At 51.5% G+C, this 15,490-nt stretch carries 6 protein-coding genes and 5 pseudogenes; 5 read left to right on the plus strand and 6 right to left on the minus strand.

The window, feature by feature from the left end:
- Nucleotides 1-34: 34 nt before the first annotated feature.
- The 3 genes from ABDK09_18515 to sohB all read right to left on the minus strand — a co-directional run bounded on the left by ABDK09_18515 (nucleotide 35) and on the right by sohB (nucleotide 3,659).
- Nucleotides 35-574, minus strand: a complete 540-nt coding sequence (locus tag ABDK09_18515) for a hypothetical protein (protein ID XAW88948.1) — start codon at nucleotides 572-574, stop codon at nucleotides 35-37.
- Nucleotides 528-2,309, minus strand: coding sequence for a cytochrome c peroxidase (locus tag ABDK09_18520; protein ID XAW88949.1), 1,782 nt, complete (start codon nucleotides 2,307-2,309; stop codon nucleotides 528-530). Before ABDK09_18520 ends, ABDK09_18515 begins: the two co-directional genes overlap by 47 nt.
- 288 nt (nucleotides 2,310-2,597) lie before the next feature.
- Nucleotides 2,598-3,659: a protease SohB gene (gene sohB / locus ABDK09_18525; GenBank protein ID XAW88950.1), complete on the minus strand. Its 1,062-nt coding sequence runs from the start codon at nucleotides 3,657-3,659 to the stop codon at nucleotides 2,598-2,600.
- 89 nt (nucleotides 3,660-3,748) lie between these two features.
- Between sohB and ABDK09_18530 the strand changes: the two are divergent.
- The 4 genes and pseudogenes from ABDK09_18530 to ABDK09_18545 all read left to right on the plus strand — a co-directional run bounded on the left by ABDK09_18530 (nucleotide 3,749) and on the right by ABDK09_18545 (nucleotide 9,933).
- Nucleotides 3,749-4,493: pseudogene (locus ABDK09_18530) on the plus strand (YciK family oxidoreductase).
- Between the two features lie 127 nt (nucleotides 4,494-4,620).
- Nucleotides 4,621-5,295: a translesion DNA synthesis-associated protein ImuA gene (gene imuA, locus ABDK09_18535; protein XAW88951.1), complete on the plus strand. Its 675-nt coding sequence runs from the start codon at nucleotides 4,621-4,623 to the stop codon at nucleotides 5,293-5,295.
- A gap of 2 nt (nucleotides 5,296-5,297) precedes the next feature.
- Nucleotides 5,298-6,828 (plus strand): annotated as a pseudogene (locus ABDK09_18540) (DNA polymerase Y family protein).
- Nucleotides 6,829-6,859: 31 nt separating this feature from the next.
- Nucleotides 6,860-9,933: pseudogene (locus tag ABDK09_18545) on the plus strand (error-prone DNA polymerase).
- Nucleotides 9,934-9,995: 62 nt separating this feature from the next.
- Here the strand turns inward: ABDK09_18545 and ABDK09_18550 are convergent.
- Complete coding sequence (locus ABDK09_18550; protein ID XAW88952.1) at nucleotides 9,996-10,937, minus strand: chemotaxis protein CheV; 942 nt, start codon at nucleotides 10,935-10,937, stop codon at nucleotides 9,996-9,998.
- A 116-nt stretch (nucleotides 10,938-11,053) separates the two neighbouring features.
- A pseudogene (locus tag ABDK09_18555) lies at nucleotides 11,054-12,272 on the minus strand (ROK family protein).
- Between the two features lie 397 nt (nucleotides 12,273-12,669).
- Between ABDK09_18555 and pyk the strand changes: the two are divergent.
- Nucleotides 12,670-14,116: pseudogene (gene pyk / locus ABDK09_18560) on the plus strand (pyruvate kinase).
- A gap of 94 nt (nucleotides 14,117-14,210) precedes the next feature.
- Here the strand turns inward: pyk and ABDK09_18565 are convergent.
- Entirely contained in the window at nucleotides 14,211-15,398 is a 1,188-nt protein-coding gene (locus ABDK09_18565; GenBank protein ID XAW90777.1) for a patatin-like phospholipase family protein, read from the minus strand.
- Nucleotides 15,399-15,490: the final 92 nt, after the last annotated feature.

Raw genomic sequence — 15,490 nt, forward strand, 5'->3', positions numbered from 1 at the left:
CCTGACCAGCATCAGGGACTGTAACCCATCGCCATCAGTTAACCAGTGGCGGCTCATCACTGCTTAAGGTTTCAAGAAAATCAACGATGGCGGTAATTTCCGAAGCGGTCAGGCTCAAAACATGCAATTTATCGGATCCCGGCGGGAACAGAGGGTCATAGCGGTATTCATTGATTTTGAGCTTACTGGAAACAATATGAACACCCATCGCATTGTTATAGGCGGTGACGGCTTCTTCTAAATCAAACCGGCCGGTGTGCATATACGGTGCGGTGTGCAACAATTCCCGCAGCGATGCCACCTTAAATTTGCCGGAGTCTTCCGCTGCCAGAGTCACGGCGTAGCGCCCCAGATCCTGATTGCTGCGGCCGTAATCAGATAAGCCGATATCTTCAAACTCATTATTGGTAAAATTAGGGCCCGAATGGCAATTCATGCATTTGGCTTTAGTGCGAAACAGATGCAGCCCCCATAACTCACGGTTAGTCAGATTAGTCTCATCGCGCAGGAAACGATCAAATTTGCTGTCACGCGAGACCACAGAAACGCTGAAAAGTAGCCAGTGACTGAGCAATCATCTCCGTGGTCAGTTGATCTTGTCCGAACGCCGCCTGCACATCGGCCTGATAATCGGCAAAGTCACCCTGATGAATACGGGCTTCGAGCTCCTCAAGAGACAGGTTCATCTCTATCGGGTTAGCGATCGGTTGCAACGCCTGCTCTTCCAGACTGGCTGCTCGCCCATCCCAGAACAGTGAATGCTGGAAGGCGGCATTGATGATGCTTTGCGCATTGCGTGTGCCCTTTTGCCCCTCATGGCCGACAGAGACGGTGAGGTTGTCATCCCAGCCCTGCGCCGGCGCATGACAGGTGGAGCAGGAAATGTCCCGGTTTTGTGATAGCCGGGCATCAAAGAACAGGCGTTTACCCAGATTATGGGCAGCCAGAGAATACGGATTATCACTGGGATATTCGACTGCCGGCAACTGACCAAGCGGCGTCCATGTGACTCCGTCATCCACACTCGGTGCAGGCCAGGTCGCCGGATCGCGGCTGGCGTAGAGAGCCGTAACCTCTGCGTATGCCTGACTGATTTCATCACTGGTTTGGTCGGTCTGACGTTGCAGGCTATCTTTATCGAGACGAGTAAACGACTTATAAATAACAGCAGCACTGCTCATTGTAACATCAGCAGTTATCGCGCCGCTGGCCACATCGAAAATAGCCGCATCCAGCGTCGCGCGCGAATTGTCGCGGTTGACCCAATAATAAGCAGCGTTCATAAATGGAAAAGACAACGGATACTGGACCTGATTATCCTCAATCACGGACTGCAGCTCTTCAACCGTAGGCACAGACCAGTTCACCACATTACACATGGCCTGATCATTTAAGTCCTGAATGCCTTCTTCCACCTCGGCCCACTCCTGAAACAAACTGGCGCTGGCAGCATCCGGATAGTGCCAGATGTTGACACCGTAACCGTAATTACGTAACGGTCTGGAACGACTGCGCAGATCATCCACGCAGCTCCACGGTTCCTGAGCATAATCAGCACTTTGTGAGGTCAGCAAATTACCGGCTTGGTCGATACGGAAGAAATCTTCCGACTCCGGGTTGGGATCACCCACTGACACCGCTGACGGATAATCACGATCCATGATCGCTTTTATCGCACTCTGGTTACTGACTTTAACCAGATTAGTCAGGTTTTCAGAGCGATACATATCCAGCGCCAGTTGATAACTGCTGTGACTTTGTGTTCCTTCCACCGAGCCATTGATGGCATAAATTTCCATCGCGGCGACGACATAAAGTAAGCCCTCTTCTTCCGCTTGCGCCAACTTCATGGTTCGGTCAGTCAGTTCGCTGCTGCTGAGTTTGCCGTCCGCGTCCGTATCGAGGTAGGCAAATTGCGCGGTCGATTCCGGCGTAATCGTCACGGCGATATTATTTTGTTCTGTCCGGGCCTGTTGAGCCACCATCACGCTGGTACTGCTCGACAAGCCTTTCAATACCTGACTGCCATTGCTGATGGTAATTTCCAGCGGATCATTACTGTCATAAGCCGCCACAGAAAATGTGGCCAGCGCATCTGAGTCCATTGTACTGAGATAAGTCAGGCCTGACTCTATCTGGCTGGCGCTCACCGAAGCATTGGCAAACACCGCCTGTAAATTTTCTGACACTGTCACACTAAAGGTGATGTCCGCTGCTGAAACATTCTCGTCAGCGTCTTGTTCATTTAAAGCATCACCACACCCCGAAAGCACAGCCGCCGAGAGCATAAAACCCAGATAATTACGCACCACTACCTCAATAAAAATAATTATGATAATTGTTATCATTAACTTTAGTCGACGTATCTTATTTAAAGCAATAAAATCAATCAATAAAATAATTAAGATAAGTTGCTTGAATATTTAATTTTTTTCTTGGGCTCACACCCATTTCACCGTATCAGCAGGAACACGCCTGTCCAGTCGGTTAAGAACACCGTCCACAACCGTGTGTCCCGTTTATTACCGTTTATTATGGTTCTGCGCCGATAAAAAAAGCGCCTCAAGAAGGCGCTTTCATATGGATATTGGTGTGGGTTACACGATAGGACGCTGGCCACGGCTGACCAGTTTCAGCAGCACACTATCTGCAGTTTCAGCGGCTGCGCCAGCCAGTTTGGCGGTCAGTTTTTTCTTCTGCACGTAATGGATAGCCAGTACGGTTTTGTCTTTGCACGCTTCAACTATCAGATCGTCTGAAGTTTTGATCTCATCGACCAGACCCAGTTCTTTGGCCTGAGTACCAAACCAGTGTTCACCGGTGGCGACTTTATCCAGCTCCAGCGCCGGGCGATGCTCACGAATAAAATCTTTAAACAGAACATGAGTCTCTTCCAGCTCCTGCTTAAATTTATCACGCGCTTTATCCGTGTTTTCACCAAACATGGTCAGAGTACGTTTGTACTCACCGGCGGTCAGCTGTTCAAACTCAATATCGTGCTTTTTCAGCAGCTTGTTAAAGTTTGGCAACTGAGCGACCACCCCGATGGAGCCGACAATCGCAAACGGCGCAGACACAATTTTATCAGCGATACACGCCATCATGTAACCACCGCTGGCAGCAACTTTATCGACCGAGATCGTCAGCGGCAGGCCGGCTGCTTTAAGACGATCCAGCTGAGATGACGCCAGGCCGTAACCATGCACCATGCCACCACCGGTTTCCAGTCGCAGCAGTACTTCATCGCCGGGTTTAGCCACCGCCAGAATCGCGGTGACTTCTTCACGCAGCGCTGAAACTTCTTTCGCATCAATGCTGCCGTGAAAATCCAGTACGAACAGATGAGGCTCATGTTTCGCCTCCAGTTCACCACTTTTGGCCGCTTTTTTGATCTCTTTTTCCCGTGCCTTGGCTTTTTCCTTTTCGCTTTTTTTGTCCGCTTTATGGCGGGCTTTCAGGAAGGCGTCGTCATGAAGATGCGATTCCAACTGCTCAACGGTTTGTTTATGTTGCTCAGTCAAATTCGTCACTTCCAGTTCACCTTTGGCTGAGCTTTGTCTTCCGCCGCTGGATTTAACAATGACTAACACTGCCACGATAGCGACGACGACAGTCGCAATCTTGGCCAAAAACAGGCCGTAGTCTAATAAAAATTCCAATGTGTTCATCCTCTTCAATGCGAATTGGTGTATTGTAACCACCTTGTCACGAAGACTTAAAGCAAATCATAAGAATAAGGAAACGTAACGTGGATTATTCAGTTTCTGCAGATGCCCTCAAAGATAAAGTCATTCTGGTCACCGGCGCAGGTGACGGCATCGGTAAACAAGCGGCACTCTCTTATGCCGCACACGGCGCGACCGTGATCCTGCTCGGCCGCACAGTGAAAAAGCTTGAACAGACTTACGATGAAATCGAAGCCGCAGGCTACCCGCAACCGGCCATCATTCCGCTCGATATGAAAGGCGCGAGCAAACAGAATTATCTCGATATGGCCGATACGATTGAAGGTCAGTTTGGTCGTCTGGACGGCGTGCTGCACAATGCCAGCCTGCTGGGTGTGCTGAGCCCGTTCGATCAAATTGGTGAAGAGACTTTTGATGAAGTGATGCAGGTCAACGTCAGAGCCCAGTTTCCTGATGACCCAGGCACTGCTGCCACTGCTGCACAAATCAGACGATGCACGCCTGGTGTTTACCAGCTCAACCGTAGGCCACGTTGGCCGCGCTTACTGGGGCACCTATTCTATTTCCAAGTTTGCCACCGAAGGCATGATGCAGGTGCTGGCCGATGAGCTGAGCGATACCCGGATTCGTGTCAATGCCATCAACCCGGGCGGCACACGTACCGGCATGCGCGCCAAAGCATTTCCGGCGGAAGATGCTAATCAGTTGAAGACACCACTCGATATTATGCCGCTCTATCTGTACCTGATGGCGCCGGAAGGCAAAGCTGTACACGGCGAATGTATCGACGCGCAGCCAAAAAAATAAGTCACAAAAGATCTTATTAATTCAAAGCTTTGCTCTATGAGCAGGGCTTTGTGTTTTTCAGAGCCGACATTTTTCTTGAATGTTCAACACAACAAAATATACTGTATATATATACAGGTAAATTGTTATGTATGAACTGATCGAACACCTCAAAAATAAACACTGGCTCTGGCAGGGTTCGCAAACCCAGACTGAGCCGGATGCCCATTCAACCGGCTTTAGCGAACTGGATAGCAAACTGTGCGGCGGTTTTCCGGCACACGGTGTAATTGATATCCAGTCCAAGAGCGGGATTGGTGAACTGCGCCTGCTGTATCCTTACCTGCAGCAACATGGTGAGCGCCTGACCGTGCTGATCAATCCGCCGGGCATTGTCGATGCTGAAAGTCTGAAAAATGACGGAATTAACATCGAAAACGTACTCATTGTGACGCCAAAATCAGCCAAAGAAGCATTATGGTCAGCTGAACAGTGTGCCAGAAGCGGAGCCTGCAGTCAGGTTCTGCTGTGGCAGGATAAGCTGGAAGTGCATCACGCCCGTCGCCTGCAAGTCGCCTGCGAGTCCGGAAGTTGTCTTAATTTTATCTTCCGTTCGGCGCAAGATAGCCTGTTTTCACTACCAGTCACTCTCACGTTAACTTTGAGCCCTCATCCGCAGGGGCTTGAAATCCGGGTACCAAAACGTAAAGGCGGCTGGCCGCTGGGTGCGTTTGCGCTCTCGATGGCAGAACGCTGGTCGCATCTTGCTCTGCCGCTGCCATCCTCGGTGGTTGTGCCATTTCCGCTGCGTAAACAGGGCTGACCATGACTCTATGGATCTATCTGCATTTTCCTAACCTGCAGCTCGATACGATGTTTGCGGAGGCCCCCTTAGCCGAGAATATGACGGCCGTCAGTATGCCCGCTGAGAACATGTCCGCAGATACGGCACAGGCTGCGTCTGCAACAGCAGCAGACCGGGCTGCCGCACCGGTGATAATCGTCGACGGACCTGCTCATCAGGTGGTGCAGGCCAGTCAGGCCGCGCTTAAGCAGGGCATCATACCGGGCATGGGACTTGGCAGTGCGGCGGCCTTGTGCAGCGACCTTCAGGTCTACCCGTATGAAGCGGACAGAGAGCAACAAGCAATTGAGGAATTGGCTCAGTGGCTGTATCTGCTGACGTGCGATATCGTGCTCTGTCCGCCGCAGGGACTGCTGCTGCGAGTAACCAATATGCTGTCGCTGTACGCCGGACTGGATAATTACTGGCAGGCACTGAGTCAGCATCTGAACCAGCGTCAGGTGCGTTATCACTACGCCAGCGGTTTCTCTCCTCTTGCCGCGATGTTACTCGCCAAAAGCGCTGCCGACTGGATCTGCTGCGAAGAGCAAGCGCTGCTCCAGCGACTGGAGCAGTATCCCCTCAGTGCTACCGAGCTGGATGCCAAGCAGATCGACAAACTGGCCCGGGTGGGGATGCGCGATATTCAGGCCCTGCTGGCGCTGCCCATGCAAGAGATAGCCCGCCGTTTTGATATCGACCTGGTCAACTATGTCGGCCGCCTGCTCGGACGCTTTAAACACCCGCTCAGCTTTTATCATCCGCCGCAGGCTTTTCATGCCCATCTCGATCTGTTGTATGAGATAGACAATGTACAGTGGCTGGAAAAGCCCCTCCAGCGCCTGCTCAAGCGCCTGGAAGCCTTTCTCACCCTGCGTAATCAGGTCGCGTTTGAATTGGAGCTGACGCTGCAACAGCGTGATAACACCAGTGAACTGATGCGCTTTACTTCCGCGCAAGGGGAATATCAGGCGCAAAAGTGGGCCTTGTTGTGCCGCCTGAATATGGAGTCGCTGCAACTGGCACGGCCGGTACTCAGCCTCAGTCTGCGAGTCATTCGCTCCGGCCTGGCCGAGCAGACGCCCGGCGATTTTTTTCGGATCCGCCAGGGCCAGCAGAGCCCCGCAGAACTGATCACTGTTTTACAGGCCAAACTGGGTACAGATCAAGTATGTAAACTGCAGTTAAGTGACGATCCCCGCCCTGAGCTACGCAGTCGTTATCTTACCGCCGATCAGCCATTCAGCCCGGGAAACGAAACCACTCAAGCGGCCAAGGCAGCCCGGAATAACGGCGGCGTCCGTTTAAGGCCCAGTCTGCGTCTGCCTGAGCCGCAACTACTGCACGAAACCGGTCTCGCTTATCCATGGTCCGGAGCGCATCGCGACCGGATGGTGGGACGGCCACAACATTATTCGTGACTATTTCATTGCCCGCACTCCTCAGGGACGCTGGTTATGGGTATTTCGTACCCCCGAACAGCAGTGGTTTGTGCACGGGCAGTTCAGTTAACTTCACAACCTGTTTAAATTGAAGAGGCAGCATGGCTTACGCAGAATTGTTTTGTCAGAGTAATTTCTCTTTTTTGACCGGCGCGTCCCATCCGGAAGAGCTGGTGATGCAGGCTGATTTTCTGCGTTATGATGCGATTGCCATCACTGATGAATGCTCACTGGCCGGCGTAGTACGTGCTCACACAGCGATCAAGCAGCATCAGCTTGGCATCCGGCAAATTGTCGGCAGCGTATTTACGCTCCATGATGAGTGCCGCTTCGTGTTGCTGTGCCCGGATCGCGAGGCATACACTGAATTGTGCCGCATCATTACCAACGCCCGCCGCCGCAGCGAAAAAGGCCACTATCAATTGTCCGAATGGGATGTAATGTCCGCGCGCCACTGCCTGCTGGTATGGTTGCCGGGACATCATCAACGTGACACTCACTGGGGACACTGGCTGACACAGCATCACAACGGCCGGTTATGGATTGGAGTACAGCGCCATCTTGGCCCGCAGGATCAGGTATATCTGAGCCATTGCCGGCAACTTGCCCAGCAACTGACTCTGCCGCTGACCGCCTGTGGTGGCGTGCTGATGCACAGCGCAACCCGCTTGCCCCTGCAACATGTGCTGACCGCCGTCTCACATAGCCAGCCGCTGGAAAAAGTGCAGGCTCATCTGCTGAGCAATACAGAGCGGGCACTGCGCAGTCAGAATAAACTCAGCAAGCTGTTTCCCGCCGAATGGCTGGCAGAGAGTGTGCAGATTGCCAGGCGCTGCCAGTTTCAGCTTAGCGAGCTGCACTATCATTACCCCAGCGAACTGGTGCCGCAAGATACGACGCCAATCGCCTATTTACGTCAGTTGGTGGCGCGCGGTAAAACTCTGCGTTTCCCGGACGGTGTGCCGCAAGACATTGATGAGCTGATCGAAAAAGAGCTGACTGTGATTAATGAGCTTAACCTGGCCTACTATTTTCTCACCATCCATGACATTGTGATGTTTGCCAAACGCAGTGGCATTCTCTATCAGGGCCGTGGTTCAGCGGCCAATTCCGTGGTGTGCTACTGCCTGGAAATCACCTCGGTTGATCCGCGCCAGATCAGTGTCTTGTTCGAACGTTTTATCAGTAAAGAAACGCGACGAGCCGCCCGATATTGATGTCGATTTTGAACATGAACGCCGTGAAGAAGTGATTCAGTACCTGTATCAAAAATATGGCCGTGAGCGAGCCGCACTGGCAGCCACCGTCATTTCCTATCGCTTTAAAAGTGCGGTGCGCGATGTCGGCAAGGCACTCGGCATCAATCAGGCACAGCTCGACTTTTTTATCAAAAACGTCAATCGACGGGATAAAGCCCTTGGCTGGCAGGCACAACTGACCGAACTGGGGCTGGAGCCGCAATCACTCAAAGGTGAACAGTTTATTGAACTGGTCAGTGAGCTGATCGGTTTTCCTCGTCACTTATCTCAGCATGTCGGCGGTTTTGTTATCTCTTCCGGACCACTGCACGAGCTGGTGCCGGTCGAGAATGCCGCCATGCCGGAGCGCACCATTATTCAGTGGGATAAGGACGATTTGGAAAGTCTCGGACTGTTTAAAGTCGACGTCCTGGCGCTGGGCATGCTGACTGCAATTCGAAAATGTTTTGCCCTGATTGAAGAGCACCACCAGCGCAGTCTGAGCATTGCCGCTATCACCCGTTTGCAGGATGACAGCAATGTCTATGGCATGATTCAGCGTGCTGATACGGTCGGGGTATTTCAAATAGAATCACGCGCACAGATGAGCATGCTGCCGCGCCTTAAACCGCGCTGCTATTATGACCTGGTGATCCAAATCGCCATTGTCAGACCCGGGCCGATTCAGGGAGATATGGTGCACCCGTTTCTCAAACGGCGCGATGGCCTTGAGCCCATCACCTATCCGTCCCAAGAGGTGGAAGCGGTGCTGACACGCACCATGGGTGTGCCTATCTTTCAGGAGCAGGTGATCAAACTGGCCATGGTTGCCGCCGGATTCAGCGGCGGTGAAGCCGATCAACTGCGCCGCGCCATGGCATCCTGGAAAAAAAACGGCGAACTGGCCAAGTTCAAACACAAACTGGTCGATGGCATGCGACAACGCGGCTATCAGCAAGACTTTGCCGAACGGATTTATCAACAGATTTGTGGGTTTGGTGAATACGGCTTTCCGGAAAGCCATTCAGCGTCTTTTGCCGTGCTGGCCTATTGTTCCGCATGGCTCAAGTACCATTACCCGCAAGCGTTCTACACCGCGCTGCTCAATAGCCTGCCAATGGGGTTTTACAGCGCTTCACAGCTGATTCAGGATGCCCGTCGCCATGGCATCTGTGTCCTGCCGGTGTGTGTTAACCATTCCGCCATTGATCATCAGGTCGTGCAGCATCAGCAGCAATTGGCAATACGGCTGGGTCTGCGCCAGATTAAAGGGCTCAGCTCGGGTGGTGCTCAGGCACTCATTGAGCAGCGCCCGCCTCAGGGCTTTCATCATCCGGGGCAGCTGAAACGTTGTGCGCTTAACCAGCGCGATCTCGAAGCGCTGGCTTCAGCCAATGCGCTGCACGCTATCGCCGATAACCGCTATGCCACGCGCTGGGCAATAATGGACTCACTCAGCGATCTGCCGCTGTTTGCCAACCTGGAAGAAGAAGCGCCGCCGCTGGCTCACCAGCCGAGTGATTTCGACACCCTGCTGGAAGACTATGCCGCGTTAGGACTGTCGCTGACTCAGCATCCGGTCACCCTGCTTGACCAGGCCGGAGAAACTGGGGCGCTTTACTCGCCAGCGCGATCTGACGGGTCTGGCTCATCAGTCTCTGGTAACCGTGGTCGGTGTAGTCACGGGTCGTCAGTCACCGGGCACCGCCGCTGGCGTGACCTTTTTCACTCTGGAAGACGATACTGGCAATATTAATGTGGTGGTATGGCAGGCTACCGCACGGGCACAAAAAAGTGCTTACATCGGTGCTAAGATGCTGATGGTAAAAGGGATATTAGAGCGGGAAGGCAGTGTGATTCACGTCATCGCCGGACGTCTTATCGATCTGACCCCTAAGCTGGAGCAGTTACAGACCCGTTCACGCGATTTCCACTGACAAGCTGGTAATAAAAAAGCGCTGAATATCAGCGCTTTAAAAATAGCTTCTGCAAATAGCGCTTAAATGAGTTCGCGCAGGCGATCCTGCACCGCTTCCACCAGCAAATCCGGCTGGAACTTGGAGATAAATCGGTTACAACCGACTTTCTGCACCATGGCTTCATTAAAGCTGCCACTTAACGAGGTATTCAGAGTAATAAACAGATCGGCCATACGCGGGTCATTACGTACTTCATAGGTCAGCTTGTAGCCATCCATCTCCGGCATCTCTGCATCGGTGATCAACATCAGCAATTCCTGGTTGATGTTCTTACCTTTATCGCACAACCCCTTAAGGAAATTAAGCGCTTCCAGGCCGTCACTGCATTCAATGATGTTGAGACCGAGCTGAGACAAAGTCCCCTTGATCTGGTTGCGCGCTGTCGAGGAATCATCCACGATCAGAACGTTGCGACCGACCATTTCATTGACCAGGGTCGGATCCAGAACCTCTTCGGAGATCGACACATCATACTCAATGATTTCGGCCAGCACTTTTTCCACATCAATGATCTCGACGATCTTGGTCTGATCCTGTTCTTTGATTTGGGTAATCGCGGTCAGATAGTTCGAACGCCCGGCCGATTTTGGTGGCGGCTGAATTTCGGTCCACGCGGTATTAACAATATTACGCACCTGCCCGACCAGGAAACCCTGCACGGTCCGGTTGTATTCGGTGATGATAAGGTTCTGCTCCGGGTTTTCCTCGCGCGATGGCGGGAAACCAATCGCCTGCCTCAGGTCAATAATCGGTACTGATACCCCCCGTAAAGAGGCGACACCGATAATGTTAGGATGAGAGCCTGGCATCTTTGTGGTTTTCGGAACTTTAATCACTTCCCGAACTTTAAACACATTGATAGCAAACACCTGGCGGCTATTCAGACTGAACAATAACAATTCCAGGCGGTTCTCACCTACCAGATTGGTACGCTGATCGACCGTATTCAAAATACCCGACATACAAAATCCCAATAAATAGACACATGACATCGCTACACAGTATAGCCATATTCACGCAGGTAAATATAATCAGAGTGGCAAATGTAAACCGGAGAGATGAAAAAACGAAGAAAAACTTACCCTTCGACCACTTTCATCAGCAACAAACCATCGTATAACGCCTGCTTGATCAGTGCAGCTCCCGGCATGGTCGCCTGTTTGTAGAAACGTGATTCCACCAGTTGTAAATCCTGATGATAAACCGGCAGACTTTGTTCTTCGATACAGCGCTGGATGGCCGGATACAAAACACTCTTCGCCTGGTTAATCACACCACCAATCAATATTTTTTCCGGGTTAAACAGGTTGATGACGATGGCAATCGCCGAACCCAGATAACGTCCCAGCTTTTCAATCACATCGACCGCTAGCGGATCGCCCTCGGCCGCTGCCAGACAGATGTCTTCGATACTGATCTCTTCCTGCTCACTCAGACACGAGGCTTCTCCGGCCGCAATGCGCTCGGTAACTTGCTCACGAATTGCCTGAGAAACTAGCGACCGTTTCCAGACAACCGATATTGCCACAATGACAACGCTTGCCGTGCGGATCGATCTGAATATGCCCCAGTTCACCGATGTTGCCGTGTCTGCCCTGCAGGACCCGGCCGTCAAGAATAATACCAGCACCTAAGCCGTGGTGAATTGATATCAGTACTGAATTGTCGACATCTTTGGAATGACCGAACAATTTTTCTGCCAATGCCCAGGCACGGGTATCATTGGCGACAAAGACCGGTAAGCCGGTCGCCTGAAAAATCGCTTCACCGAGAGCCAGATTTTCCACGTTGTAATGCGGCATTTGCAGCACCACACCCTGCTCTGAATTGACCAGACCCGGCAAAGTAATCGCGATACTGGTTACCCGTCCGAGCTGCTCGGCGTAAGTCTGAAAAAATTCGTCAATTTCAAACAGCAGACGCTGCAAAACGTCATCCTGGTCAATTTCATGGATGTCTATTTTTGTATCGATCAACACCTCGCCGCCCAGTTCATGCAGCGCGATGGTCAGATAACCGCGCCCAAGACGCATGGATAAAAACTGCCAGCCTTGGTTGTTGACCTGTAATCCGACCGCCGGACGACCACGACTGATCGCTTCCTGGACCGTCGTTTCATGAATCAGATGGGCATCAATTAATTCGCGGGTAATTTTAGTAATGCTGGCGGGGGCGAGTTCACTCTCTTTCGATAAGTCGATACGAGAAATGGGACCTTTTTGATCGATAAGTTTATATACACGGCCAGCATTGACCTGTTTGATGTGATCAATATGGCCTGGTTGAGCCATATACATAGGGCGCTCCAGAATTCAACAACATGCTAATTTTTTTACTTTGCGAACTAATTGTGAAGCGCTTTGGTGAATAGCCGTGACAAGCATCACGCATATACATAGAAGTTTGTGTTTTCAGTCAAAATGTCGATTCCTTACCCGTACTCAGGCTGGCCTGGCATTGGATGAAATAGCAGCAACAGGGCGATGCGCTATCCGGGTCAAAGCCGCGCTCTTAACGGCCGGATTCAAGCCCATCAGCAAACTTAACTGACGGACCTGCGGTTGAATCGGTATCCACTCGACCAAGCATGACACAGTGCAAATATCCGCCATAAAAGACAAACAATTCCAATATCTTGCATATACTTAAACACAGTTGAACTTTTATCACGCCCGAACATTTCAGGAGATCACTATGACCTCAGCTTTACGCAGAACGAAAATTGTCACAACTTTAGGGCCTTCAACCGATAAAGGGGAAATACTGGAAGCCATCATTCGTGCCGGCGCGAATGTGGTACGCATGAACTTTTCCCACGGCAGTGCCGATGATCACAAACTACGCGCGCAGAAAGTGCGTGAAATTTCCGCCCGGCTAGGTAAACACGTCGCCATTTTAGGTGACTTACAAGGGCCAAAAATCCGCGTCTCGACCTTCAAAGAAGGCAAAATCGAACTGGTCGAAGGCGAACGATTCATTCTCGATGCCGAACTCGCGCCGGGTGAAGGCGATCAGGATGCAGTGGGCATCGACTACAAAGCGCTGCCCAATGACGTACAACGGGAAGATATCCTGCTGCTCGATGACGGCCGGGTACAGCTGCAGGTGATTGCCGTTGAGGGCAATAAAATCCATACCAGCGTTCTGGTCGGTGGACCATTATCAAATAATAAAGGCATTAATAAGAAAGGCGGCGGACTCTCTGCCCATGCATTAACCGAAAAAGACAAACGCGACATCCTGCTGGCGGCAGAAATCAAAGTCGACTACCTGGCGGTCTCTTTCCCACGTAACGGCACCGATATGGATTACGCCCGCCGTCTGGCACGTGATGCTGGCCTTGAAGCGCGTATGGTCGCGAAAGTCGAACGGGCCGAAACGGTCGCCAGCGATGAAAACATTGATGACATTGTCCGGGCATCCGACGTCATTATGGTCGCGCGCGGCGATCTGGGGGTTGAGATTGGTGATCCGGAGCTGATCGGGGTGCAGAAAAAACTGATTACCCGCGCTAAATCGCTCAACCGTGTGGTCATTACGGCGACCCAGATGATGGAATCGATGATCGCCAACCCGATGCCAACCCGCGCGGAAGTGATGGACGTCGCCAACGCGGTGCTGGACGGCACCGATGCAGTGATGTTGTCAGGAGAAACGGCGGCCGGCAAATATCCGGTAGAAACCGTCAAAGCCATGGCCGAAGTCTGTATCGGCGCAGAAAAAATGTTTGAAGCTAATCAACAGAAACTACCGTATTGACCGCTCATTTTCGACCGCCGAAGAGACGGTAGCAATGTCGACAATATACGCGGCGAACCATTTGGAAGGGGTTAAAGCCATGGTCAATCTGACTGAATCCGGCCGGACCTCACTGATGACTTCACGTCTTAATTCCATCTTGCCTATCTTTGCCATGTCACGCAATGACAGTACACTCAATCGTTGTGCTCTGTACCGCGGCGTCATGCCATTTTATTTCGACAGTAAACAAGGTGAAGGCTTTGAAGTGGCTCAGGCTGCGCTGGAAGCCCTGAAAGAGAAAAAACTGCTGGCGTTTGGTGACCTGGTGATTATTACTCAGGGCGATATCATGGATGTAGAAGGCTCTACCAACTGCATGCGTATTTTACCGGTCCTGTAGCATCCGTAATAACTGAAACAGGGGCTCAAAGCCCCTGTTTTTTTTACAGTGAAAGCAACAGCTGCGAGATGCTGACTTATTGGTATCGAGCGGGCTATTCATCCAAATCCGGCTGTACCGACTTGTGCTGCTTGATACGTTCACCTTGCACATCTTCAGCAATCTGATACATGCGAACAAAACGATACCCTGCTTCAAGCCCGAGTTCATAATCGTGCAGCAGATCATCCTTATTGCTGAGCAATGAACTGGAACGCAGTGGTTCGCTCGGAGCGACCTGGACAATAAAACTATCGTCGGGCGGATGGCGCAAAAAGTCACAGGTCAGTGAATAGGTCTGATAGTGCACCATCAGCATATCGGCCAATCCTGAATCAAATTTATCACCAATCAAATGGCTGAGACGATAAATGTCGTCCGCACCGAATAGCCAGCGCCCGCCATTGAGGGTACTGAGATGCTTCTGCTCAATTTTCTGCTGTTTCGCCTTTTCGATCTGCTGGTTAAAAAATCCGTTCCAGTCTTGTTTCCATTGCAGCAGTTTAGTCTGCCACTGAGTCTGGATGGTGTTGACCGAATCACGAAACCATTTCACCGGCTCTGTCGGCTGCACCGATTCCAGCGGTATGTCAGGTTCTTCGGAAAAACTTTCCGTGCGAATGACGCCAATAAAACGCGCTTCACGCCGCCAGGCTTCCTGAACCGGTATGGATGCAGAGACCCCGCCATCAATATAATGTTGATTAGCAAGTTCCACTTCACGAGGATACAGACCGGGAATAGCGCACGTTGCAATCAGTACTTCACGCCATTCCGGGCCGAGAATCGGAAAATAAAAATCGCTCAGCGTCCGGGTCGACGTCACCGCGGCAAACGCCTTACGTTGCCCCAGCACCCGACGTCCCATATCCATATCCAGCCGATAAGGAAAATCACAGATTCTGTCCAGCGCCCAGTCAAGATCCATATGTTGCTTACGGCGGATATAACTGAACAGATGGAAAAAACGAGGGTCAGTGGTCAGATCAACGATAAAAGATTTGCCCAGCTCAGGCTGACGACACAAAAACGAGCTGAGATTTAATGCGCCCGCCGAGGTTCCGTAAAACTCGTCAAACGGGTCAAAATTGGACAGCATAAAGGCATCAAATACCCCGGCTGTGAAGATACCGCGTTGTCCACCGCCCTGTGCAACCAACGCTTTTTTTCCGCCAATAAATTTAGACAACCGGCTGATATCAACCTGAGTATCCAATTCAGAGACTGTTCCACTATTTTTCATCAGCAGAACCCTTTTACTTAACTTGAAATAGCTATCGTTTCCAAAGCCAATCAGTACCACAAACACGGTCACCACCACACCCAGTGCAAATT

Source organism: Vibrio sp. CDRSL-10 TSBA, from assembly GCA_039696685.1.
In the GTDB taxonomy this organism is placed as follows: Bacteria; Pseudomonadota; Gammaproteobacteria; order Enterobacterales; family Vibrionaceae; genus Vibrio.

Bases quoted from the DNA above. Each gene is read 5' to 3' on its own strand.
- imuA (XAW88951.1), top strand. From the start codon at position 4,621: ATGTATGAACTGATCGAACACCTCAAAAATAAACACTGGCTCTGGCAG.
- ABDK09_18550 (XAW88952.1), bottom strand. From the start codon at position 10,937: ATGTCGGGTATTTTGAATACGGTCGATCAGCGTACCAATCTGGTAGGT.
- ABDK09_18565 (XAW90777.1), bottom strand. From the start codon at position 15,398: ATGAAAAATAGTGGAACAGTCTCTGAATTGGATACTCAGGTTGATATC.